Origin of the sequence: Solwaraspora sp. WMMD937, from assembly GCF_029581175.1 — a bacterium.
Classification (GTDB): domain Bacteria; phylum Actinomycetota; class Actinomycetes; order Mycobacteriales; family Micromonosporaceae; genus Micromonospora_E.
Map to the genome: position 1 here is coordinate 5663029 of NZ_CP120738.1, position 22508 is coordinate 5685536.

10 protein-coding genes are annotated in these 22508 nt (G+C 71.5%); 2 read left to right on the forward strand and 8 right to left on the reverse strand.

Going from position 1 to position 22508, the window contains the following annotated elements:
* Nucleotides 1-70: 70 nt before the first annotated feature.
* From O7621_RS24955 to O7621_RS24965, 3 genes are read right to left on the reverse strand one after another with little or no spacing between them, the layout of a single operon-like run.
* Complete coding sequence (locus O7621_RS24955; protein ID WP_282231490.1) at nucleotides 71-1663, reverse strand: MFS transporter; 1593 nt, start codon at nucleotides 1661-1663, stop codon at nucleotides 71-73.
* The gene (locus O7621_RS24960; protein ID WP_282231491.1) at nucleotides 1660-8910 is read right to left on the reverse strand and encodes a non-ribosomal peptide synthetase; all 7251 of its coding nucleotides are present in this window, start codon (nucleotides 8908-8910) and stop codon (nucleotides 1660-1662) included. The genes O7621_RS24955 and O7621_RS24960 overlap by 4 nt, the downstream gene beginning before the upstream one ends.
* Nucleotides 8907-9872 (reverse strand): 50S ribosomal protein L11 methyltransferase, encoded by a 966-nt coding sequence (locus O7621_RS24965; protein WP_282231492.1) that lies wholly within the window; start codon nucleotides 9870-9872, stop codon nucleotides 8907-8909. The genes O7621_RS24960 and O7621_RS24965 overlap by 4 nt, the downstream gene beginning before the upstream one ends.
* A gap of 253 nt (nucleotides 9873-10125) precedes the next feature.
* On the opposite strand from O7621_RS24965, the gene O7621_RS24970 reads away from it, so the two are divergent.
* On the forward strand, nucleotides 10126-12975 hold the full coding sequence (locus O7621_RS24970) for a BTAD domain-containing putative transcriptional regulator (RefSeq protein WP_282231493.1): 2850 nt from the start codon (nucleotides 10126-10128) through the stop codon (nucleotides 12973-12975).
* Nucleotides 12976-12997: 22 nt separating this feature from the next.
* On the opposite strand, the gene O7621_RS24975 is transcribed toward O7621_RS24970, so the two are convergent.
* From O7621_RS24975 to O7621_RS24995, 5 genes are all read right to left on the reverse strand, one after another.
* Complete coding sequence (locus O7621_RS24975) at nucleotides 12998-13861, reverse strand: ABC transporter permease (protein ID WP_282231494.1); 864 nt, start codon at nucleotides 13859-13861, stop codon at nucleotides 12998-13000.
* Nucleotides 13858-14880 (reverse strand): ATP-binding cassette domain-containing protein, encoded by a 1023-nt coding sequence (locus O7621_RS24980; RefSeq protein WP_282231495.1) that lies wholly within the window; start codon nucleotides 14878-14880, stop codon nucleotides 13858-13860. The genes O7621_RS24975 and O7621_RS24980 overlap by 4 nt, the downstream gene beginning before the upstream one ends.
* A 22-nt stretch (nucleotides 14881-14902) precedes the next feature.
* Nucleotides 14903-15748 (reverse strand): DUF4097 family beta strand repeat-containing protein, encoded by an 846-nt coding sequence (locus tag O7621_RS24985; protein WP_282231496.1) that lies wholly within the window; start codon nucleotides 15746-15748, stop codon nucleotides 14903-14905.
* A gap of 93 nt (nucleotides 15749-15841) precedes the next feature.
* Nucleotides 15842-16378: a YlcI/YnfO family protein gene (locus tag O7621_RS24990; RefSeq protein ID WP_282231497.1), complete on the reverse strand. Its 537-nt coding sequence runs from the start codon at nucleotides 16376-16378 to the stop codon at nucleotides 15842-15844.
* Nucleotides 16379-16543: 165 nt separating this feature from the next.
* Nucleotides 16544-20068: a ThuA domain-containing protein gene (locus O7621_RS24995; RefSeq protein ID WP_282231498.1), complete on the reverse strand. Its 3525-nt coding sequence runs from the start codon at nucleotides 20066-20068 to the stop codon at nucleotides 16544-16546.
* A gap of 382 nt (nucleotides 20069-20450) precedes the next feature.
* Here O7621_RS24995 and O7621_RS25000 point away from each other — a divergent pair, with 382 nt between their 5' ends.
* Entirely contained in the window at nucleotides 20451-22475 is a 2025-nt protein-coding gene (locus tag O7621_RS25000; protein ID WP_282231499.1) for a cellulase family glycosylhydrolase, read from the forward strand.
* Nucleotides 22476-22508 lie beyond the last annotated feature (33 nt).

A 22508-nucleotide genomic window follows, 5' to 3' on the forward strand; every position in this document is an offset into this window, starting at 1 on the left:
GAGGCATCAAGCTCGACCAGTGATCCCGACCCGGTGAGGTGACACGGCGTCCGCCGACCAGAGCGCAACGTCACCGGCGGGCACGGCGGGCGACGACGGCGCCGCTCACCACCAGCACCAGCAGATTGAAGGCGAACGTGCCGACGTACGCCTGCCGGGCGGCCACGGCGGTCACCGCGCGGGCCTCGGCCTCGACCGCCGTGCGTGTCGTCGGCGGCGCGTCGGGGCAGCTGACGCGGGTGCCGGCGGTGAAGTCGGTCAAGCCCTCATCGGCGCAGGCGACGACGGCCGGCCGCGTGGCGCCCTCGCCGTCGCCGTCGGCAGGCAGCGCCTGATCCAGCCTGGCCTGCGCCAACGCCGCGAAGATGATGGTGACGATCACGACGCTCAGCGACTGGGCGACCAGTTGCACGGTGGTGAACACGGCTGACGCCGTCGAGGCGATCTCTCGGCGGACGTTGCGCAGCAGCATCTCGTACAGCGGCGTGGTGACCAGAGCCTGGCCGGTGCCGAGCAGCAGCACCGGCAGGACGAGGGCGGCCAGCGTGATCTGTTCCCCGGTGGTGTGCACGACGGTGGCGAGTCCGGCGACGGCGACGGCCATCACACCGCAGCCGAGGACGATCGTCCAATCGCCGAGGCGGCGTTTGACCCGGTTGATGAACTGCGAGGTCAGCACGAAGGTGACGCCGAACGGCAGCAGGCTCAGGCTGGCCTGCAACGCGGTGAATCCTGCGACGACCTGTAGATACAGCGTGGTGAGCAGGAAGAATCCGGGCGGGCCGAGGAAGAACACCACGATGACGGTCAGGCCCAGCCGGAAGGTGCGGTCGCGGAACAGGTCCGGCGAGAGGACCGGATCGTCGCCGCGGCGCAGGACGCGCCGTTCCACGGCCACGAAGACCACGGTGGCCACTGCGGAGAGGGCGAACCCGGCGATGCTCCAGGCCGGCCAGCCGGCCTGACGGCCGAGGATCAGCGGGACGATGAGCAGGCCGAGAAGCACGGCCAGGGTCGCCATGCCGAGCAGGTCCGGTCGTGGGGCGGCGGGGCGGCGTGACTCGGTGAGCGTCAGCGCGGCGCCGGTGAGGGCGACGGCGGCGAGCGGCACGTTGATCAGGAAGATCGCGCGCCAGCCGAGCCCGGCGATGTCGGCGCTGAGCAGGAGGCCACCGAGCACGATGCCGCTGACCCAGGCCATTCCCATGGAGACGCCGAAGACGGCGAACGCGCGCTCCCGGGCCTGGCCGGCGAACATCGCGTGCAGCGATCCGATCGCCTGTGGCATCAGCAGCGCGGCCGCCGCTCCCTGGACGACCCGGGCGCCGATGAGCACCCAGGCGTCGGTGGCGGTGCCGCACAGCAGGGATGCGACGGCGAAGCCGGTGACGCCGATCATGAAGATGCGTTTGCGGCCGTACAGGTCGCCGAGCCGGCCGCCGGTGATGACCGCGACGGCGTAGGCGGCGCCGTAGCTGACCGCGATCAGCTGCACCTGCGACAGGGTCGCGCCGAGGTCGGCCTGCACGCTCGGGATCGCGACGTTGACGATGAAGAAGTCCACCTGGGCCACGAATGTGCCGGTCAGCAGCACGGCGAGGCCCAGCCAGGCGCGTGTCGATGTCTGTTGCTGGGCGGTCGACCCGGTCTCTGCGGTGGTCACGGGGCCAGCCTCTCCTCAATGTTCAGCAGTTGGGCGACGCGGCGCAGCGCTGCGGCGCCGACCATGTCGAAGTGGTCGCCGGGAATCTCGACCACTTCGATGTCCCGTCCGGTGAGTTGCCGCCAGGCCCGGACCTGCGCGCGTCGTACGTCCGGGGCGCGGTCGGTGGCGGTGACCAGCAGCAGCGGCAGGTCGGCGGGTTCCGGCCGGTACGCCTGGCCGAGCCGGACGTGGGTGCGGAACGTGTCGTAGGTGGCCCGCAGCTCCTGCTCGGCGACCTCCGCATCGATCCATCCGAGCCGTCGGGCGGCGCTCACCAGCTCGGGCCAGCTGCCCGGTGGTTCACCGGTGTCGGCCGCGCCGGCCCGGCGGCGCAGCTGCAGCGTGAACTCCCGCAGCATGGCCTCCTCGTCGGTGATCACGTCGCCGGTCAGCGGCTCGGCGTCGAGCAGCACGACCCGACGCACCGGCGTGCCGGCCGCGACGGCCTGTCGCGCCATCTCGTACGCCAGCAGCCCGCCGAACGACCAGCCCAGCAGGTCGACGGGGCCGGGCACACCCTCGGTGCGCAGTTCGTCGAGGTACGCGGCCGCCATCTCGGTCAGCGACCGGTGCCCGCCGGGCGGCACAGGCTCGGCCTGTACGCCCCAGACCGGCCGGTCCGGCCCGCAGAAGCCAACCAGCGGCGCGTACGGCAGTACCGTGCCGTCCGAGGTGTGTGCGCAGATCAGCGGCGTACGACCGCCGCCGGCCTGCAGTCGGATCAGATGCCGGCGGGTGTCCTGCTCGGCGGTGAGCACCCGGGCGATGTCGCGGACGGTCGGGGCCTGGAAGAGCAGCGGCAGCCGGATGTGGTGGCCGGTCTCGCGGCGGATCACCGACGCCAGACGCATGGCGTTGAGCGAGTGGCCGCCGTGTTCGAAGAACGAGTCGGTGACGCCGAGCTGTTCGGTGCCCAGCACCCGTCGCCACAGCGGCAGCAGCTGAGCTTCCAGCGGCGTGGCCGGCTCGGTGACGGTGTGGGCGGGCCCGTCGTCCGCCTGCGCCCGCAGCCGCCGGCGGTCGACCTTGCCGTTGTGGGTCAACGGCAGGCTGTCCAGCACGATGGTCACGCTGGGCACCATGTAGCCGGGCAGGGTGCGGCGCAGGTGCTCGCCGACCGTGCTGGCGGACCCGACGGCGCCGGTGACGAAGGCGGTCAGCCGACGGCCGGTGCCGGTGCCGGTGACGACCACGGCGGCGTCGGCGACTGCGGGGAGCTGCCGCAGTGCCGCCTCGATCTCGCCGAGTTCGATGCGGAACCCGCGGATCTTGACCTGGTCGTCGATCCGGCCGACGAAGTCGATCTGCCCGTCGGCGCGCTGGCGTACGCGGTCACCGGTCCGGTAGAGCCGCCCGCCGGGTGGGCCGAACGGGTCGGGCAGAAAACGGTCGCGGGTCAGCTCGTCCTGGTTCAGGTAGCCGCGGGCGACCTGTACTCCGCCGACGTAGAGTTCGCCCTCGACGCCGGGCGGCACCGGCCGGTGCCGGTCGTCCAATATGTACGCGGTGGTGCCCGGCACCGGTCGCCCGATCGGCGGCTGCCGGTCGTACGGGTCGTCCGGCTGCACGACGGCGACCGTCGACAGGATCGTGTTCTCCGTCGGGCCGTACCCGTTGATCAGTGTGAAGCCGCACCCGCCCAGCGCGGGCTGCCGATGCAGCCGGTCCCCGCCGGTGATGACGGTCCGCAGGGCCAGGCCGTCAGGCACCGGCTCGGCCAGCATCGTCTCGACCAGCGGGGTGACCAGGAAGCTCACGGTCGCGGCGATGTCCCGCAGCCAGTTCCACATGCCGGCCGGGTCGGTCAGGACAGCGGCGGGGGCGAAGTGCAGTGTCGCGCCGACGGCGAGGCACGGCCACAGCTCCATCACGCAGGCGTCGAAGCCGGCGTTGACCGTCTGTGTGCACTGGTCCTGCGGCCCGAGTCCGTACTCTTCTGTGAACCAGGCCACGAAGTTGTCCAGCGCGCCGTGTTCGACCAGCACGCCCTTCGGCTGCCCGGTCGAGCCGGACGTGTAGATGACGTAGGCGAGGTCGGCCGGCTCGATGTCCCGCTTTCGGGCCGGTGCCTCAGTTTCCCCGGGTGACTGCGGTCCGTCGATGACCAGGGTGGCGACGTCGGCCGGTACCAGGTCGGCCGTGGCCGTGGTGACCAGCGCAGCGGCGGTGCCGCTGTCGCGGAGCATGAACCGGATGCGTTCCGCCGGGGTGCCGGCGTCGATCGGCAGGTACGCCGCGCCGGTCTTCATCACCGACAGGCAGGCGGTGACGAAGTTCGGGGTGCGACCGGTCAGCACGGCGACGATCGTTTCCGCGCCGATGCCCTGCTCGATGAGTTGGCCGGCCCAACGGTCGGACAGCGCGTCGAGGTCGGCGTAGGTGAGCGTCGTGTCGCCGTCGCGGGCGGCGACGGCGTCCGGGCGCTCCTGGGCGTGCCGGCGCACGGCTGCTTCGACGGGCAGGAAGCGCCGTAGCTGTGCCGGGCCGGCGCCGGCGCGTAGCAGTTCGGCGGTCTGCGCGTCGTCGAGCAGCTGGTAGTCGCCGAGCGGCCGGCCGGGATCGCGCACGACCTGGCGCAGCAGCCGTACGAAGTGCCGGGCCATGCCCTGGACCTGGGCCTCGTCCCACAGGTCCGCGTCGTACTCCCACCAGCCGCCGAGCGCCTCGTCAGCGGTGATCAGGCTGACCGTGAGGTCGTACTTCGCGGTACGCCACTGCACGTCCAGGCGCTCGGCTTCCACTCCGGCGAGCCGGAGCTGCTGCGCCTCGGGCGGCTCCGAGGTGAACAGTACCTGCACCAGCGGTGAGTATCCGGGATCGCGTGGCACGCCCAGCTCCCGCACGATGTCCTCGAACGACATCCGGTGGTGCTCGAACGCCTCCAGGCAGGTTTCCCGCACTGTGGAGAGGAAGTCGGCGAACGTGGGGTCACCCGCGAGCCGGGTGTAGAGCGGCAGGTTGCCGGTGAACATGCCGACGACCTGATTGTCCCGGTCCTCGTCCTCGGGGCGTTGCACGAAGGCGGTGCCCACGCCGATCCCCGGCGAGTCGGCGCTGTTGACGTAGCGCAGCAGCAACGTCTTGAAGACCGCCAGCAGGACGATGAACCGCGTCGCGCCGTGGCGGCGGGCGAACTCGCCGACCCGCTGCCACTCCGGGCCGTCGAACGACACCGGCACCCGGCGGCCGCGGTACGCCTTGCGGGCCGGCCGGGGCCGTTCGGTGGGCAGCGGCAGCAGCGCCGGCGCGCCGTCGAGCGTGTGGCGCCAGTAGGCCACGTCCGCCGGGTCGGGGCCGGGTCCGGCCGGGTCCGGCAGCACGTCGATGAAGTGTGCCGGCGGTGCCGGGGTGGGCGCGCGGGCGGCCAGGACTCCGGCGTACTCGGCGGAGATGTCGCGCAGCACGGCGGCCAGCGACGAGCCGTCGACCATCGCGTGGTGCACGAGCAGCCCGAACGCCCACTCGCCAGGGCCAAGCCCGATGAGCACCGCGCGCAGCACCAGCCCGGTTTCGAGGTCGAGGGTCTGCGCGGCGAACTCCTCCAGCGCGGCCCGCAGTCCGTCGGGTCCGGCAGCAGCCGGCAGCCGCCGCTGGGTGAACGACGCCGCCACGTCGGTGCGCACCCGCTGCGTCGGCGTGCCGTCCACATCGGTCACGGCGGTACGCAGCGCCTCGTGCCGGTCGACGACGCGCTGCACGGCGGCGCGCAGCATGGCGGGGTCGAGGTCGCCGACGAGGCGCCACGCCTTGCAGATGTTGTAGAGCGTACGCACACCGCTGATCTGTTCGTGCAGGTAGATGCCGCGCTGGTGGGTGCTCAGCGGTGCGGTCCGCGGCTCGGCGGGCCGGTCCTCACGCCGGTACCCCAGGGCGCGGGCCAGTGCCGTCGTGGCCGGCGACAGCGTTTCCGGGTCGAACGCGTGCCGCCAGCGCCCGGCGGCGGTGGCGTCGACGCCGCGGTCCGGGTCGAACGTCGGGTCGCCGTGCATGCGCGACTGCGGGTGCAGGCCACTGGTCGTCCGACCGGCGGCGGCAGCGGCCGGGTCCAGCATGGCCGGTTCGAGGGGTACGCCGAGGAAGTTGGCGAGCCGGGTCAGCACTTCCTGCGGGTCGGCGACGAGGTCCTCGTAGCGGACGAGGATGCGTCGGTCGGCCGGCACGTCGGCGAGTGCGGCGGTGACGTTGTCGTTGGCGGTCAGCCAGGTCAGCTCGGCCAGCTCACGCGGGGTGAACGCGTGCGGGTGGCGGAACACCTGCTCCATCCGGGCCCGCAGGAACGAGTCGATCATGCCGCCCGGATGCCGGACGAGGTGGATGTAGTACGGCTGGTCGAAGAGCGTCTCGGCGCGGCGGATCGCTGCGGCGTCCACGGCGTAGGTGGACGTCTTGTCGACCAGCAGCCTGCCCCGCGCGCCGGACTGCAGGTAGCGATAGGTGTCACCGACCGGCCGGTCGGCCAGTTCGGCGAGGCGTTCGGCTGCCTGGGCGGCGGTGCCGCCGTCGAGGTCCATGACGGCGCGCAGCAGACCTTCGGTGGCGTACCGGTGGCTGCCGCCGAGCGCGGCCGTGCGCTGGGCCATCGTGTCGAAGCCGAGCAGTTCCAGTTCCGGCGGGGCGAAGAGCCGGCTGCTGCCGGCCAACAGCACGCGCAGCAGGGTGGACCCGGACCGTGGGGCGGACAGGATGAAGGCTGCGCGGGGCAGTGTCGGTCCGGCGGCCGGCGCCGGCTCGGCGCCGGTGACGATGGCGCGGAACCGTCGCAGGTCGGCACCGGTGATCGCCGTGTCCGGGCGGCTGGTGGTGGCGGTCTGCGGCGCACCGGCGAGGTGGGCCGCCAGCGCCGGGTACTGCGCGGCCAGGTAGGTGCAGAAGGCGCGCAGGGTCGGGGCGTCGAACAGGGCGCGTACGTAGAGCACATCGCCGGCGGGGTTCATCCGCTGGAGACGGTTGATCAGTTCGCCCGCGCGCAGGGACGATCCACCGATGCCGAAGAAGTCGTCGTCCGGGTCGACCGGGTCGACGCCCAGCACGTCGGCCCAGATGGCGGCCATGGCGGTGTGCAGAGTGTCGTCGTGGTCGCGGGCTTCGGAAGGCGCGGCGGGGTGCGCCGCCGGGCCATCGGCCTCCGCCGCGGGTTGCGCCTCCGCCGGGGACACGGTGCCTGGGGGTTGCACCTCCGCCGGGGACACGGTGCCTGGGGGTTGCACCTCCGCCGGGGACGCGGTGGTCACCGGCGTACGGCGCAGTGCCGGACGGTCGATCTTGCCGTTGGGCAGCAGCGGCAGGCTTGCGCTGAGGGTCACGCGGGACGGCACCAGGTACGGCGGCAGGACCCGCGCCAGCCGAGTCCGGATGTCGGCGACCGTGACGGTGCCGTCGGCGGGCACGACCCAGGCGGCCAGCTCCTTCGTGCCGTCCGGCCCGTCCACGGCGGTGACCACGGCGCGTTCGACGCCGGGCAGCCCGGCGAGCGCCGCCTCCACCTCCCAGGGCTCCACCCGGAATCCAGCGATCTTGATCTGCTGGTCGTCCCGGCCGAGGATTTCCAGTCGGCCGTCCGGCAACCGGCGGGCCAGGTCACCGGTGCGGTAGAGCCGGCGTCCGGCCGCGTCGACGCAGAACCGCTGCGCGGTCAGTTCGGGGCGGTTCCAGTATCCCCGGGCGAGCCCGGCGCCGCCGATGCACAGCTCGCCGACCCAGCCGACCGGGACCGACCGGAGGTGGGTGTCGGTGACGTAGACGCTCTGGTTCGGCAGCGGGCGGCCGATCGTCGGGCGGTCGGCGTCCTGGGTTCCGATGCGGGCCGCGGTCGACCAGACCGTCGTTTCTGTCGGTCCGTACATGTTCCACACCGTGCGGGCCCGCACCACCAACCGGTGGGCCAGCGCCGGCGGCATGGGCTCGCCGCCGCAGAGCGCGATCAGCGGCGGCAGGTCGGGGTCCGCAGCCAGCAGCATCTGCCAGGTCGTCGGGGTGGCCTGCATGACGCCGGCCCCGCTGCGGCGCAGCAGCTGCCCGAGCCGGGCGCCGTCGCGCACGTCGTCCGGGCCGGCGATGACCACCCGTCCGCCGACCAGCAGGGGCGTCAGCAGTTCGAGCGTGGCGATGTCGAAGGACAGCGACGTCACCGACAGCAGCGCGTCGGCTGGACCGAGGCCGATCAGTTCCACGGCCCCGTACAGCAGGTTGAGCAGCGCCGAGTGCGGCACGTCGACGCCCTTCGGCGCGCCTGTCGACCCGGAGGTGTAGATCAGGTACGCGGTGCCGCCCGGGGCGGCGTCGCGCTCATGGCCCGCCGCCGGGTCGCGGTCCGGGTCGCGGTCCGGGTCGCTGTGCAGCAGATCGTGGTGGAGAGGCAGCAGCACCCGGCCGGCGTGCAGCCCGGCGGGCGGGGTGGATGTTTCGGCGTCGGTGAGCACGATCGTGGCGCCGCTGTCGGTGAGCATGAACTCCAGCCGCCGGTGGGGGTAGGCGGGGTCGAGCGGCAGCCAGGCCGCACCGGCCCTCCAGACCGCCAGCATGGCGACCACCTGCAGCATCCCGCGTTGCAGATGCACGCCGACGATGTCACCGGGTCCCGCACCGGTACGGCGCAGCCGGTCCGCGAGTCGGTGCGCGGCGGTGTCGAGCTGCCGGTAGGTCAGCGTCTCGTCGCCGGAGATCAGCGCGACGGAGGCCGGTGTGCGCAGGGCCTGCGCCGCGATCAGGTGCGATGCCGTGGTGTCGCTCGGGTACGGCCGCACCGTGTCGTTCCATTTGTCCTCGACGAGCGCGCGTTCGTCGGCGTCGAGCAGGCTCAACGAGTCGATCGGGAGGTCAGGGCTCGTTGCGCAGCCGCGCATCAGTACCGGCAGCCGCGACAGCCAGCCCGGCTCCGGCCCGTGCGTGCCGGCGGTGGCGTACAGCAGGTCGCCGTCGTCACGCACCTCGACAGTGACCGGCACCGCGTCGACGCCCTCGGCGATGCGCGTGCCGCGCTGCGCCAGCAGCGCCCGCGGCGAGGGCGCGCCGGTTAGCCGGTAGCGGTGCCGGTGGGTCAGGTTACCGGTGATGACGGTCGCCTCGACCGTGGCCGCCTCGGTGCCCTGCTCGGCGCCGGCCGCGATGGCGGCGACAGCGCCGAGCACGCATTCGATGGGGCAGCCGGTGTGGTGGCTCAGGCCGGCCGTCGCGGTGACGTCGGTGCGTGCGACGGCGACGCTCATCCGCGCTCGACCTGGGCAGGCACGGTGTTGGTGGCCCGCCACTGCTCGCCGGTACGCGCCACGATGGTGTCGCCGGTCGAGACCGCCAGTGGTGCCGCCAGGGGGCTGTACGTCTCCGTGGTCCACACCGGCTGCCCGTCGTAGAGCAGCTCCTGCGTCCACAACAGACCTGAAACCCGTCCCGGTACCGCTGCTCGCAGCCGTGCCTCGCCGGGGAAGCCGGTGAACGACGGCGCCGAATAGTCGATCATGTGGAAGGTGTCGGTGTCGCTGAGCAGCCGCAGGTTACGCCGGTCGAAGCGGACCGACGCCATCGAGGTGGGTGGCCGCCAGGCCGTCGCGGCCGGATCGGTAGGTCGGCTCCGCTTGATCGGCAACTCCTGCTTGGTGCTGTCGATCAACGGCTGGAAGTCCAACCCGTACACGCTGCGGAGCACGTCGGCGGAGGCGTCCAGGTCGGCCCGCTCGGTGAACAGGTCCCAGTCCAGGCGCTCGCACGCGGCGACGCTGTAGCGCACCGCCCCCGGCACGATGCGGGCATCGGGCACGCAGAATCGGTCCCGCAGCTCGAACACCATGCGGGAGCGGGCCTCGTCGATCAGCGGATGGTTCGTGTAGATGAAGGCCAGCAGCAGGTCGAAGCGGGCTTCGAGGACAGCCGGCGGCAGATCCAGGTCCATCAGGTCTGCCTGCAGGAACGTCATCCGGTCGGCCAGGCCGTTCTTCTCCGCCACCGCCTGGGCCAGCTCCAGGTGCTGCCGGTCGACTCCCACCGCGCTGACAGCTCCGGCCCGCAGGGCGACGAACGACAACAGACCACTACCGGTTCCGGCGTCGAGAACGAGGTCGCCGGGGCGGGTCGCCGCCCGCACCGCGCGCTGCACGTTGTGACCACGATCGACGCTCAGCAGCAGGCGCAGGTGCAGATCGGTGGTGAACGGTACGTCGACAAGGCGGCTCATCGGCCCCTCCGTGGGATCGGACGTTGACACGGGGATGCCGGAGCCGGACCGCGGCCACCGCTCCTCCGTGACGGACCGTTTCAGCATCGACGGCGGTAACATCGACGGTGCACTGTTGCGTCATCGGTGGAAGTGTTGACTTGTTCACAAGGGATAGATAACGTGTCGCCACTTTGGCGCTTCGGGGGGATGCCAGGTGGAGTACCGGATCCTTGGCCCGCTCCAGATATGCGCCGATCGCCGCGACATACCAGTGGGCGGGCCTCGGTCCCAGCGGCTGCTGGCCGCGATGCTGCTCAACGCCAACCGCCCGGTATCGGTTGACGCGCTGATCGCAGCCACATGGGACGGCGATCCGCCGAGGACCGCCCGCCGACAGGTCCTCAACCGCATCGCCAGCCTTCGGGCCACGCTCACCCGCGCAGGTGGTGCCGTCGACACCCTCACCGCCGGCTATCTGCTGCGGGTCGCGCCGGAGCAGGTCGACGCCCTCGCGTTCGACAGCCTCGTCCGGCAGGCCGCCACGGCACCCGACGACGCGACCGCCGTCGCAATGTACCGGCAGGCGCTCGCGCTGTGGCGGGGCCCCGCACTCGCCGGCCTGCGGGGCGGGACCCTCGATGCGGAGGCGGTCGGGCTCGACGAGCGGCGCCTCTGTGTGCACGCCGACTGCATCGAGCGCGAGCTGGCCCGTGGCGAGGCCGACCGGCTCGTCCCGGAGCTGCGCCGACTGGTCGCCGAGCACCCGTTCCGGGAGCGGTTCGCCGGGCTGCTGATCACCACACTGACCCACGCCGGCCGGCGTGCCGAGGCTCTGGACGCCTACCGGGAGCTTCGCGACCGCCTCGTCTCCGAGCTCGGCCTCGAGCCGGGCGCCGCGCTGCAGGCGCTGCACCAGGCCGCACTGCGGGACGCGCCAGCGTCGACCGCCGCCGGGCCGCGCCCGCGACCGCGTCAACAGCCCCGCGACGTGCCCACCTTCACCGGCCGTCACCAGGAGCTGGCCACGATACGGCGGCTGTTCGGCACCGGCGCCACCGGTCCCGTGGCGGTGGTCGCACTGCAAGGGGTCGGCGGCATCGGCAAGTCGGCCCTGGCCGTACACGCCGCCCACCGGTTCGCCGACAGGTTCCCCGACGGGGTCCTCTACGCCGACCTACGCGGCGCTACCGCCGGTCTCGCCCCGGTGAGCCCGCTCGAAGCCCTGCACCGGTTCCTGCGGGCGCTCGACGCCGCACCGGTCCGGCTGCCGATGGATGCCGACGAGGCCGCGGCGATGTTCCGTTCGGCGGTCGCCGACCTGCGTCTGCTCGTCGTGCTCGACAACGCACGCGACGCCGCCCAGGTCGCGCCCCTGCTGCCCGGCGGCGGCGGATGCGGCGTGATCGTGACCAGCCGCCGGATGCTGAGCGCCCTCGACGGGGCGCACCACATCCAACTGGAACCCCTCACCGAGCAGGAGGGCCTCGCCCAGCTGACCCGGACCGTCGGGAACGAGCGCATCGCCGCCGATCCGCAGGCCGCGCGGGAGCTGGTCCACTGGTGTGGCCGGTTCCCGCTGGCGCTGCGCATCGCGGGCGCGCGACTGGCGGCCCACTCCGGGTGGACGGTGCGGGACCTCGCCGCCCGGCTCGCCGACGAGCAGCGCCGCCTCGACGAACTGGAGCTGGCCGACCTCAGCGTCCGCGCGAGCATCGCCCTGTCCCACCGGGAACTGCGCGGCAGTTCCGACACCGTCGACCGGGACGCCGCGACCGCGATCGCGACACTCAGCATCTGGGACGGGCCCGACGTCAGCGACATGTTCGCCGCCCGGCTCATGGACCGGCCCCTGACTGTGGCCACCCGGGCGTTGGACCGACTCGTCGACGCGAGCCTGCTGGACAGCGAGGTGCCCGGCCGCTACCACCACCACGACCTCATTCGCCTGTACGGCCGTGAGCAGGCCACCATCTCCTTGCGTGGCGCCGAGCGGGCCGCGGCACTCACCAGGGCCATCGGGTGGTACGTCGGCACGGTCTGGGGGACCTACCCTCTGCTGCGCCCCGGAGACCGCCGCCCGGAGACCGTGGGAGACCGGTGGACAGGCGACGCCACCGCGTTCCCGGACCCCGGCTCGGCGCTGCGGTGGCTCGACGACGAGCGCGGCAACCACCTGGTGGCATTGCGCCAGGCCGCAGCGAACCCGGCTGTGCCGGCCAGTTTGGTGATCCAGCTCGGCCAGGGCCTGTACGCCTTCCACCGGGTCCGCAACTCCTGGGGCGATGTGTCGGCCATCAACAACCTGGTGCTGGAGGTGGCCGCACGCAGCGACGACGGTTCCGCGCTGGCCGTCGCCCACACCGACATGGGCGCGGCGCTGTGCCAGCTGGAACGGTTCGACGAGGCCGCCGAGCACCTGCGGGAAGCGATCGCCCGGCACCGCGCCATGGGCGACCGGCACGGCCACGCCCAGGCGCTGGCGCTGATGGGCAACGTCCACCAGGCCGAGGGACGCAACCAGGAGGCGCTGATGTGCTACCAGAGGTGCCTGGCCGCCAACGAAGAGCTGGGCGACCTGCGCGGCCAGGCCATGAACCTGGGCAACATGGGCCTGGTGTGGCGTCTGCTCGGCCGGTACGACGAGGCCCAGCGCGCCCATGAGCGCGGCATGGAGCTTTTCCGGGAGCTCGGCGACCGCTACGGGCAGGTTATCGGGCTCACCAACCTGGCCAGCCTCTACCGGGACACCGAGCGCTACGACGTAGCGGTCACGGTACTGCAGGAGTGTCTGGAGACGTACCACAGCGTCGGCGATCGCTTCGGCCAGGCCAAGGTCCACCTGGAGCGGGGCATGGTGCGCCGCCTCCAGCAGCGCTACCAGGAGGCGCTGACCGACCAGCGCGCCGCAGCCGCCGTCCTGCGTGAACTGGGCCGGCGGCAGAGCCTGGCTGAAAGCCTCCGCGAATCCGGCCTGGTCCTGCACCTGCTCGGCCAGTCCGCCGCCGCCCGGTACGACTGGCAGGAGGCGCTGGGCCTGTTCCTGAGCCTCGGGATGCGGTCCGAAGCCGCACAGGTCCGGCGGCTTCTCGCGCCGCATGACGCGACGACCCGCCCAGCCTGACCCCTGGCCGGCCGGCCAGGGGTCAGGGCTCGCGGTTGAACAGCCGTTTCGACCAGAGGTATCCGCCGAGCGCGATGGCCGCGCACCAGGCGAGCGCAATCCACCCGTTGCTGCCGACCGGCTCGTCCATCAGCAGGCCGCGCAGGGTTTCGATGATCGGGGTGAACGGCTGGTACTCGGCGAACCAGCGCAGCCCGGCGGGCATCGAGTCGGTGGGGACGAACCCGCTGCCGAGCAACGGCAGCAGGATCAGCGGCATCGGCAGGTTGCTGGCCGTCTCGACGCTGCGGCTCACCTGGCCGAGCGCGACGGACAGCCAGACGAGCGCGAAGGTCACCACCAGCAGGAAACCGGCGGCGGCCAGCCACCCGACCGGCCCGGCGGTGGGCCGGAAGCCGACCAGCAGCGCCACGCCGATGACGACCGCCAGGCTGACCACCGCCTGGATCATGCTGCCCAGGACGTGCCCGGTGAGCACCGAGACGCGGGCGATGTGCATCGTACGGAATCGGCTGACGATGCCTTCGGTCATGTCCATGGCGATCGAAATCGCCGTCCCCTGGACGGTGGCCGTCACGGTCATCAGGATGATCGCCGGTGCCACGTAGTTGACGTACGCGGCGCGCCCGCCGGCCCCGCCGCCGGGAAGCGGCCCGCCGGACATCGTCGCGCCGAGCTCGCCGAGCCCGGCGCCAAGGGTGCCGCCGAACACGTAGACGAACAGCAGCAGGAAGACGACGGGCATCCCGACGAGGGTCACGGTCATCGACGGGTAGCGCAGCATGCGTCTGAGGTTGCGGCGCAGCATCGTCACCGAGTCGCGCAGCGGGTGGGTACGCCGGCCGGCGGCGGCGGTGGTCGGGCCGGTCAGGGCGTAGGCGCTCATCGGGTGGTCACCTTGTCGTCGGTGGGGTCGCCGGTCAGGGCGAGGAAGACGTCGTCGAGGTCGGGGGTGTGTACGGACAGTTCGTCGACTTCGACAGCGTGGTCGTCGAGCCGACCGATCAGGGTCTTCAGCGCCTGCAGGCTGCCGTCGCTGGGCACCCGCAGAGCGAGCGGGTCGTGGTCGCGGGCGACCTGACCGAGTGAGTGGGATGCCTGGCCGAGCGCTGCGGGTGTCTGGCCAAGCACTGCGGGTGTCTGGCCGAGCACGCGGGTGGCCGCGTCGAGGCGTCGCTGGTCGGCGAAGCGCAGCCGGATGTGCCCGCCGGGGATGCGGCGTTTGAGCTCCTCGGCGGTCCCTTCGGCGACCACCCGCCCGTGGTCGAGCAACGCGATCCGGTCGGCCAACTCGTCGGCTTCGGTCAGGTACTGGGTGGTCAGGAAGATGGTGACGCCGTCGGCGACCAGGTCCCGGACGATCTGCCACATGGTGCGCCGGCTGCGCGGGTCGAGCCCGGTGGTCGGCTCGTCGAGGAAGATCACCCGGGGGTCGCCGACCAGGGTCATCGCCAGGTCGAGCCGCCGCCGCATGCCGCCGGAGTAGGTCGACACGGGTTTGCCGGCCGCCTCGGTCAGGTCGAACTGGTCGAGCAGTCCGGCGACGCGCCGCCGCCGGTCGGCCCGGCCGAGGTGGTGCAGGTCGGCCATCAGCCGCAGGTTCTCCGCGCCGGTGAGCAGATTGTCCACCGCCGAGAACTGGCCGGTGACGCCGATCGCGGCGCGTACCTTGTCGGGGTCGCGGGTGAGGTCGTGCCCGGCGACCCGGGCGTCCCCGGCGTCCGGTCGGATCAACGTGGACAGGATCTTGACCGTGGTGGTCTTCCCGGCGCCGTTCGCGCCGAGCAGCGAGAAGACCGTTCCCGCCGGTACGTGCAGGTCGATGCCGTCGAGCACGACGTGATCGCCGTACGCCTTGCGGAGCCCGGTAGCGGCGATCGCCGGCCGGGGATGCATGGAGGTCATGGTGTCCCTCTCTTCGAGTGGGTCAGGAGCGGCGGATGGTGATGTCGCCGTAGGAGACGCGGGCGCGTACCTCGACGGTCTCGTCGGCGTCGTCGGGCCGGGTGGCGGTCTCCAGCAGGTTGTGAACCTGCCCGAAGTCGGTCTTCACTTCCAGCCAGGCGGCGGTGCCCTCGGCGATGCCGACGTCCAGGTTGCCCATGGCGGTGCCGAGCACGACCGAGCCGCGCGCCACCTCGCCGAGGCGGATGCTGCCGTTGGACGTCTTCGCGTTGACGCCGGCGCCGGCCCGTTCGACGCGGATGTCGCCGTTGGCCGCCCGCACCCGTACGTCGCCGGTGACCGCGTCGATGGTGGTCTCGCCGTTGGAGTTCTTGACCACGGCGGTGCCGTCGATCTCGCCGAGCTGGATCTTGCCGGAGCCGGTGGCGATCCGGGCGTCGCCGGTGACGCCGTCGACGGTGACGTGACCGGCCGCGGTGTCCACCCGCAGCGGGCCGGTCAGCTCCAGCCAGGCGTTTCCGGCGGCGGTCTTGACCCGGCACTGCCCGAGCCGTCCGGTGCAGCGGACGTCGCCCAGCTGCAGTTCGGCGGAGACCTGGGAGCCGCTGGGCAGTTCGATGAACACCTCGACGGACCGGGTCCGGCGGGAGAAGTCGAAGGCGGGTGATTTCGGGGCAGTGACCCGCAGGGTGCCGTTGGCGTAGTCGACGCGTACCCGGGCGGCGGCGGCCACGTCGGAGTCGTCGGCTGCGTCGCTGGGGCGGACCTCGACGACGGTGTCGGTGCGCTGGGTCGCGGCGATCTGTACGTTGCCGCTGCCGAGTTCGACGGTGACGGAGATCGGTTCGGGCGTGTCGAAAGTAGGCATGGTTGTCCCCGCATCATGGGTTGGTGGGCCGTCCCCGCAGGTCGGGGACGCGAGGTGTGGAAGGTGGACGGTGAGTGGGAGGGGGCGGTGCGGCTAGCGCACCCAACCGGTGAAGGTCTGCGTGCTCCGTTTCCCGGTGCCGCGTTCGTCGCGGCGCCGGTCCCGGTCGGGCCGCTGCAGACCGGCGGCTGCCGCCCGGACCAGCCAGGCGTTGACCGAGCGCCCCTCCTTGGCGGCGGCCTCCTCGACCGCGGCCTTGAGCTGCTCGGGCAGGCGTACGTTGATCCGCGTCACCGGGCCGTCCTCGGTGATCAGCAGGTCGTTGTCGGGTGGGCCGTCGGCCGTCGCCGCCGAGGCGTCCCCGCCGGCGGGTCCGGTCGGTTCGGCGGGTGGCGTGGTGACGACGAAGTGCGGGTCGCGGCCGCGTAGCCGCAACTCCACCGAGCCGGGTGCCAGGTCGCGGGTGATCTCGTCGGCGGCGGCCGACAGCGCGTCCAGCAGGGTCATCCGGATCGCCGACTCGAGCGACCCGGTCAGGCGCTCGACCAGCGCCCGCGCCTCGTCTCCGCCGGTTTCGGCGAGGGTGGCGAACTCCCGCCCGAGGTTGCTCACGTACGACGTCAGGTCCATGACGCCATCATGGCACAGGATGGCACCACCAGCAAGCCATCTTGGCATCACTGTGATGCCACTCTGGCACCTCGCGGCACCCTGATCCGAAGGAGTGACGCTGCGGCCGGCAGACGAAAGCTGCGCGGCACCCACCACCTGGTGGGCGCCGCGCAGCCTCGTTGATCAGCTGGCGGTGCAGCTCAGCGAAGACACGTTGGCTCCGCTGTTGCCCGAGCCGATGAAGCCGAATGTCGTACTGGCTCCGGCGCCGAGCGACCCGTTGTAGGAGACATTGCGTGCGGTCACGTTGGCACCGCTCGACGTGACAGTCGCGCTCCAGGACTGGCTGACGGTCTGCCCGCCGTTGAACGTCCAGGTGACCGTCCAGCCGCTGATCGACGTCGATCCGGCGGTGACCCGCACCTCACCCTGGAAGCCACCCTGCCACTGGCCGATCACCGAGTACGTCACCGAACACGACGGCCCGGTGGGCGGCGGCGTGGTCGGTGGCGCCGTCGTGGGCGGGGCCGTGGTCGGCGGCGCGGTCGTCGGCGGTGCGGTGGTCGGTGGCGCTGTGGTGGGCGGTGCCGTGGTCGGTGGCGCCGTCGTGGGCGGCGGGGTCGTGCCGCTGCCACGGAAGGTGAACTCGTCGACGTCGAACAGGTAGCTGGAGCCACCGGTGAAGACGAGGAACAGGTTCTGCGTACCGCTGGGTGGGGTGAGCGTGCCGGTGACGGTGGTCCAGGTCTCCCAGTCGCCGGTCGGACTCACGGTGGCCGTACCGATGACGGGTCCCGACGCCGAGCCGGTCCGCAGCGAGATGGTGCCGCCGGAGCCGGCGGAGGCGACCCGGGCGGTGAACGACGTGGCTCCGGCCAGGTTGTACGGGGTGAACGAGATCCAGTCGCCGTTCTCGATGTAGCCGACCGCGCTACCGCCGTGTGCGGAGGCCTTATCCACCAGGGTGGTGCCCTGCTGGTCGCCGTAGTGCTCGGCCTGGCGGGTCCGGGGCTGCAGCACCGTCTGCGCCGAGGTCACCGGGATGGTCTCGCCCGCCGGGGTGTACTCGGCGATCATGACTCCGAAGATGTTCGCGTTCGGGTCGTGTTCGCCGTCCTCGGTGGTTTGCAGGGTGCCCGAGCAGCCGGTGGCGCTGGAGATGCCGTGGGCGTGGCTGTCGTGCCCGAGCAGATAGTTGACCTTCACCCGGCTGCAGTCGATCGTCGACGCGTCCGGGTCGGTGACCGTCACCTCGAACGGGATGGCGTCCCCGAAGTCGAACAGCCGGCCGTTGCGCGGTAGGTCGAGGGTGACCGTCGGCCGGCCCACCCCGATCACCACGCTCGCGGTGGCGCTGCGGCCGGTGCTGTCGCGCACCGTGAGCGTCGCCGTGAACTCGCCGTTGCTGGTGTACGTGTACGACGGGTTCGGCTGCGTCGAGTCGGTGCTGCCGTCCGTGGTGAAGTCCCATGCGTACGTGATGGCGTCACCGTCCGGGTCGCTGGTCCCGGCCGAGCTGAACTGCACGGTCAGCGGCGCGGTACCGGTGGTCGGGTCGGCGGACGCGGCGGCGATCGGCGATCGGCCGCCGCCGGAGCTGTACTCGATGCGGTACACCGCCGAGCTGGCGTCACCGCTGCCCCAGCCGGTGCCGTAGTCGAGCACGTAGAGGGCGCCGTCCGGGCCGAACTCCAGGTCCATCACCTGGGTGCCGGTGTAGTCCGGGAACGGGTCGATCGTGCCCACCCCGCCGGAGCCGGTGACCGTGACCGTCTTGATCCACCGCCGGCCGAACTCGCCGATGAACACCTTGCCGTCCATCGACGCCGGGAACTTCACGTCGGAGGCGAGCGAGGCGTCGTAGTTGTAGACCACGGCGTCCATCGGTGACAGGCTGCCGCAGCACAGCTCCGGCGGGTTCTGCTCGCCACCGTACGGCAGCCAGGCCCGCTGCGACGGGGGCAGCTGGGTGATGCCGGAGTTGTTCGGGGAGTTGTTCACCGGCCCGCCGGAGCAGTTGAACGGTGCGCCGGAGGGGCCGGACGGGAACGTGAAGTCGATGTACGGCGTGTTGTAGTTCGAGCAGTACGGCCAGCCGTAGAAGCCGGGCTGGGCGATGCGTTCGAACGCGACGTGGTTTGCCGGCCCGCGGTTGGGGTCGGCGGTGCTGGCGTCCGGCCCGTACTCGCCGAGGTAGACGACGCCGGTCGCCTTGTCCACGGACATCCGGAACGGGTTGCGGAAGCCCATCGCGTAGATCTCCGGCTTGGTGTTCGCCGTGCCGGCCGGGAACATGTTGCCGGCCGGGATGGTGTACCCACCGTTTGCACTCGGCCGGATCCGCAGCACCTTGCCCCGCAGGTCGTTGCTGTTGCCGGCGGTACGCTGCGCGTCGTACGCCGGGTTGCGGTTGGACCGTTCGTCGATCGGCGTGTAGCCGCTGGAGTCGAACGGGTTGGTGTCGTCTCCGGTCGACAGGTAGAGGTTGCCGTCCGCGTCGAAGTCGATGTCACCGCCGACGTGGCAGCACATGCCCCGGCTGGTCGGGACCTGCAGGACCGTCACCTCCGACGACCGGTCCAGGGTGTGGTCGGCGTTGACCGTGAAGCGGGACAGCCGGTTGTAGCCGTCGAACGGTGCGAACTGCGACGCCGAGCCGGTCGACGGCGCGTCGCCGCCCGGAGTGTTCAGTGGCGGCGAGTAGTACACGTACACCCAGCGGTTGGTGGCGAAGTCGGGGTCCGCCTCGATGCTCTGCAGCCCTTCCTCGTCGTGGGTGTACACCGGGATGGTCAGCGCCACCTTGGTGTTGCCGGCCGCGTCGGTGTAGCGGATGGTGCCTTCGCGGGAGGTGTGCAGCACGCCCCGGTTGGGCAGCACGGTCATGCCCATCGGCTCGCCGACCTCGGCGACGCCCTTGGCCAGGGTGACCTGGCTGTAGCCGGGTGGTGTCTGGCTGGTCGAGCAGTTGCCGGTGCCCTGCGCGGCGTACTGGATGCCGCCCAGCACGTGGCTGCGGAAGTTCGCGTCGCTGAAGCTCTCGTTGGTGTGGCCCATGCCGGTGTACCAGGAGCGGCCACCGTCGTAGCCTCGGCACCAGGCGATCGGGTGGTCGCTGCCCATCGTGCCGCCGGTGTACGTGCTTTCGTCCACGGTGGCCAGGATGTGGTTGTCCGAGCGTGGGTTGGTCCGGTAGTTGTACCACTCGTCGTAGCGGTTCCACGCGGTCGGCAGCCCGGCGGTCGACGGGTGCGAGCTGTCCTCGATCCGTACGGTGGCGTTCTGGTTCGCCGGGTGGCTGGCGAAGTACGCGCCGACCAGGTTGCCGTACCACTGCCAGTCGTATTCGGTGTCGGCCGCCGCGTGGATGCCGGCGTAGCCGCCGCCTCCTCGGATGAAGCTCTCGAACGCCGACTGCTGGCTGGCGTTGAGGACGTCCCCGGTGGTCGACAGCCAGATGACCGCCTGGAACCGGGACAGGTTGGCGGTGGTGAACTGGCCGGCGTCCTCGGTGGTCTCGACGGTGAAGTTGTGCTGCGCGCCGAGCTGCTCGATGGCGGCGATGCCGGCCGGGATCGAGTCGTGCCGGAACCCGGCGGTCTTGCTGAAGACCAGGACGGTGAAGTCCGCCTGGGCCTGGGCCGGCACGGCGCTGAAGCTGATCGTGGCCAACACCATGACCAGGCCGAAGGCCAATCTTCGGAACATGATTCGAGGGCTCGCTTTCTGTCGTGAGGTGCGGACAGGCGTGCGCCGAATCACGCCGCAGGGGGATCGACTGGAGCGGGGACGCTGGCTGGCGAGGCTCGAGCCACGCGCGCACCACGGGCGGGCTCGCCAGGGCGGCCCTGCTCGCCTTCGCCCGGGGCGAACACGATGCCGGCTCCAGGTCACCGCGTCGCCATCGAAGGCTGTCGTTACGACCCTACGGGAGCCCCAAAATGGAAGTCAATGGATCTGCAGCGGCCCGGACAGGCCCAGCCGTACACCCATCGCCATCACCTCCTTCCATTACGACCTTGGCGCATCGTAGTCTCTGTCGATGGAAGCGCTCCCACGACCGCCCAACCCATGACAGGAGAACCTCTACATGCCGTCGATACGGACATGGTGGGCCGCCACAGCGGCGGCCGGCCTGCTGCTCGGAGCGGTCGCCGCCGTCCCGACCGCCCCCGCCACGGCAGCCGCCGCCCCACCGGCTGCCCTCACCGGCACATCCGCCACCGAATCAGCCCCAGCCGCTCAGGCCGTACCGGCGAACGACTGGCTGCACACCGATGGGAACACGATCGTCGACGAGGCCGGCAACCAGGTGTGGCTCACCGGGGCCAACTGGTTCGGCTACAACGCCACCGAGCGGGTCTTCCACGGCCTGTGGTCGGCCAACATCGAGGCGGTCACCCGCGCGATGTCCGAGCGTGGCATCAACATCGTCCGGGTGCCGATCTCGACCCAGCTGCTGCTGGAGTGGAAGGCCGGCCAGCCGCTGGCCCGGCCCAACATCAACGCGTACGTCAACCCGGAGCTGGACGGGCTGAACAACCTGCAGATCTTCGACTACTGGCTGGACCTGTGCGAACAGTACGGCCTGAAGGTCATGCTGGACGTGCACAGCGCCGAAGCGGACAACTCCGGCCACACGTACCCGATGTGGTGGAAGGGCTCGATCACGCCGGAGGACTTCTACCAGGGCTGGGAGTGGGTGGCCGAGCGCTACCGCGACAACGACACGATCGTCGCGATGGACATCGAGAACGAGCCGCACGGCACCCCGAACGACCCGCAGCGGGCCAAGTGGGACTCGTCGACCGACCAGGACAACTTCAAGCACGCCTGCGAAACCGCCGGTCGGCGGATCCTGGCGATCAACCCCGACCTGCTGATCCTCTGCGAAGGCATCGAGGTCTACCCGCGCCCGCACGCCGACTGGGACTCCCCCAACACCAACCCGGACCGCAGCCCGAACTACTTCTACAACTGGTGGGGCGGCAACCTGCGGGGCGTCGCCGAGCACCCCGTCGACCTGGGCGCAAACCAGGACCAGCTGGTCTACTCCCCGCACGACTACGGCCCGCTGGTCTACGAGCAGCCGTGGTTCCAGGGCGAGTTCGACAAGGCGTCGCTGACCGAGGACGTGTGGCGGCCCAACTGGCTCTACATCCACGAGGACGACACCGCGCCGCTGCTGATCGGCGAATGGGGCGGCCGGTACGGCCAGGACGCCCGGCAGGACAAGTGGCTGCACGCCCTGCGCGACCTGATGATCGACTACGGCATCCACCACACGTTCTGGTCGCTGAACCCCAACTCCGGTGACACCGGCGGCCTGCTGCTCGACGACTGGACCAGCTGGGACGAGGTCAAGTACAACGAGGTGCTCAAGCCGGCACTGTGGCAGCACGACGGCAAGTTCGTCAGCCTCGACCACCAGGTGCCGCTCGGCGGGGCCGGCTCCACCACCGGGATCAGCCTCGCGCAGCGCTACAGCGACGGCGGCGGGGACGACGACGTGACCGCGCCGACCGCGCCCGGCCAGCCGACCGCCAGCGACGTCACCGCCGACTCGGTGACGTTGACCTGGGCGGCGTCGACCGACAACGTCGGCGTCACCTCGTACCAGGTGCTGCGGTCGACCGGCGGTGCGCCGGCCACCCTGGTCGCCACGGTCTCCGGCACCACGTACACCGTGTCCGGCCTGACCGCCGAGACCAGCTACACGTTCACGGTGCGGGCCCGCGACGCCGCCGGCAACGTCTCGCCGGCCTCACCGGCGCGGACGGTCACCACCGCGGTCGACGACGGCGGCCCCGGCGACGACGGCTGCACCGCGACGTACACGGTGACCAGCAGCTGGCAGGGCGGCTTCCAGGGCGGCATCGAGGTGCGCAACACCGGCACCTCGGCGATCTCCGGCTGGACGCTCACCTGGACCAACCCGAGCGGTACGTCGATCGGGTCGCTGTGGAACGGCCGGTTGACCACGTCCGGCGGGGTGAACACGGTACGCAACGAGCCGTACAACGGGGCCCTCGCGCCGGACGCCGCCACCACGGTCGGCTTCGTCGGCTCCGGGCCCGGCACCACGCCGACCGACCTGAGCTGCACCGCGTCCTGAGCAAACCCGAATTCGGACCGAATCCGGACCCGA

Coding starts and splice junctions, on each gene's coding strand:
- O7621_RS24960 (WP_282231491.1), bottom strand. CDS start 8,910: ATGAGCGTCGCCGTCGCACGCACCGACGTCACCGCGACGGCCGGCCTG.
- O7621_RS24965 (WP_282231492.1), bottom strand. CDS start 9,872: ATGAGCCGCCTTGTCGACGTACCGTTCACCACCGATCTGCACCTGCGC.
- O7621_RS24975 (WP_282231494.1), bottom strand. CDS start 13,861: ATGAGCGCCTACGCCCTGACCGGCCCGACCACCGCCGCCGCCGGCCGG.
- O7621_RS24980 (WP_282231495.1), bottom strand. CDS start 14,880: ATGACCTCCATGCATCCCCGGCCGGCGATCGCCGCTACCGGGCTCCGC.
- O7621_RS24985 (WP_282231496.1), bottom strand. CDS start 15,748: ATGCCTACTTTCGACACGCCCGAACCGATCTCCGTCACCGTCGAACTC.
- O7621_RS24990 (WP_282231497.1), bottom strand. CDS start 16,378: ATGGACCTGACGTCGTACGTGAGCAACCTCGGGCGGGAGTTCGCCACC.
- O7621_RS24995 (WP_282231498.1), bottom strand. CDS start 20,068: ATGTTCCGAAGATTGGCCTTCGGCCTGGTCATGGTGTTGGCCACGATC.
- O7621_RS25000 (WP_282231499.1), top strand. CDS start 20,451: ATGCCGTCGATACGGACATGGTGGGCCGCCACAGCGGCGGCCGGCCTG.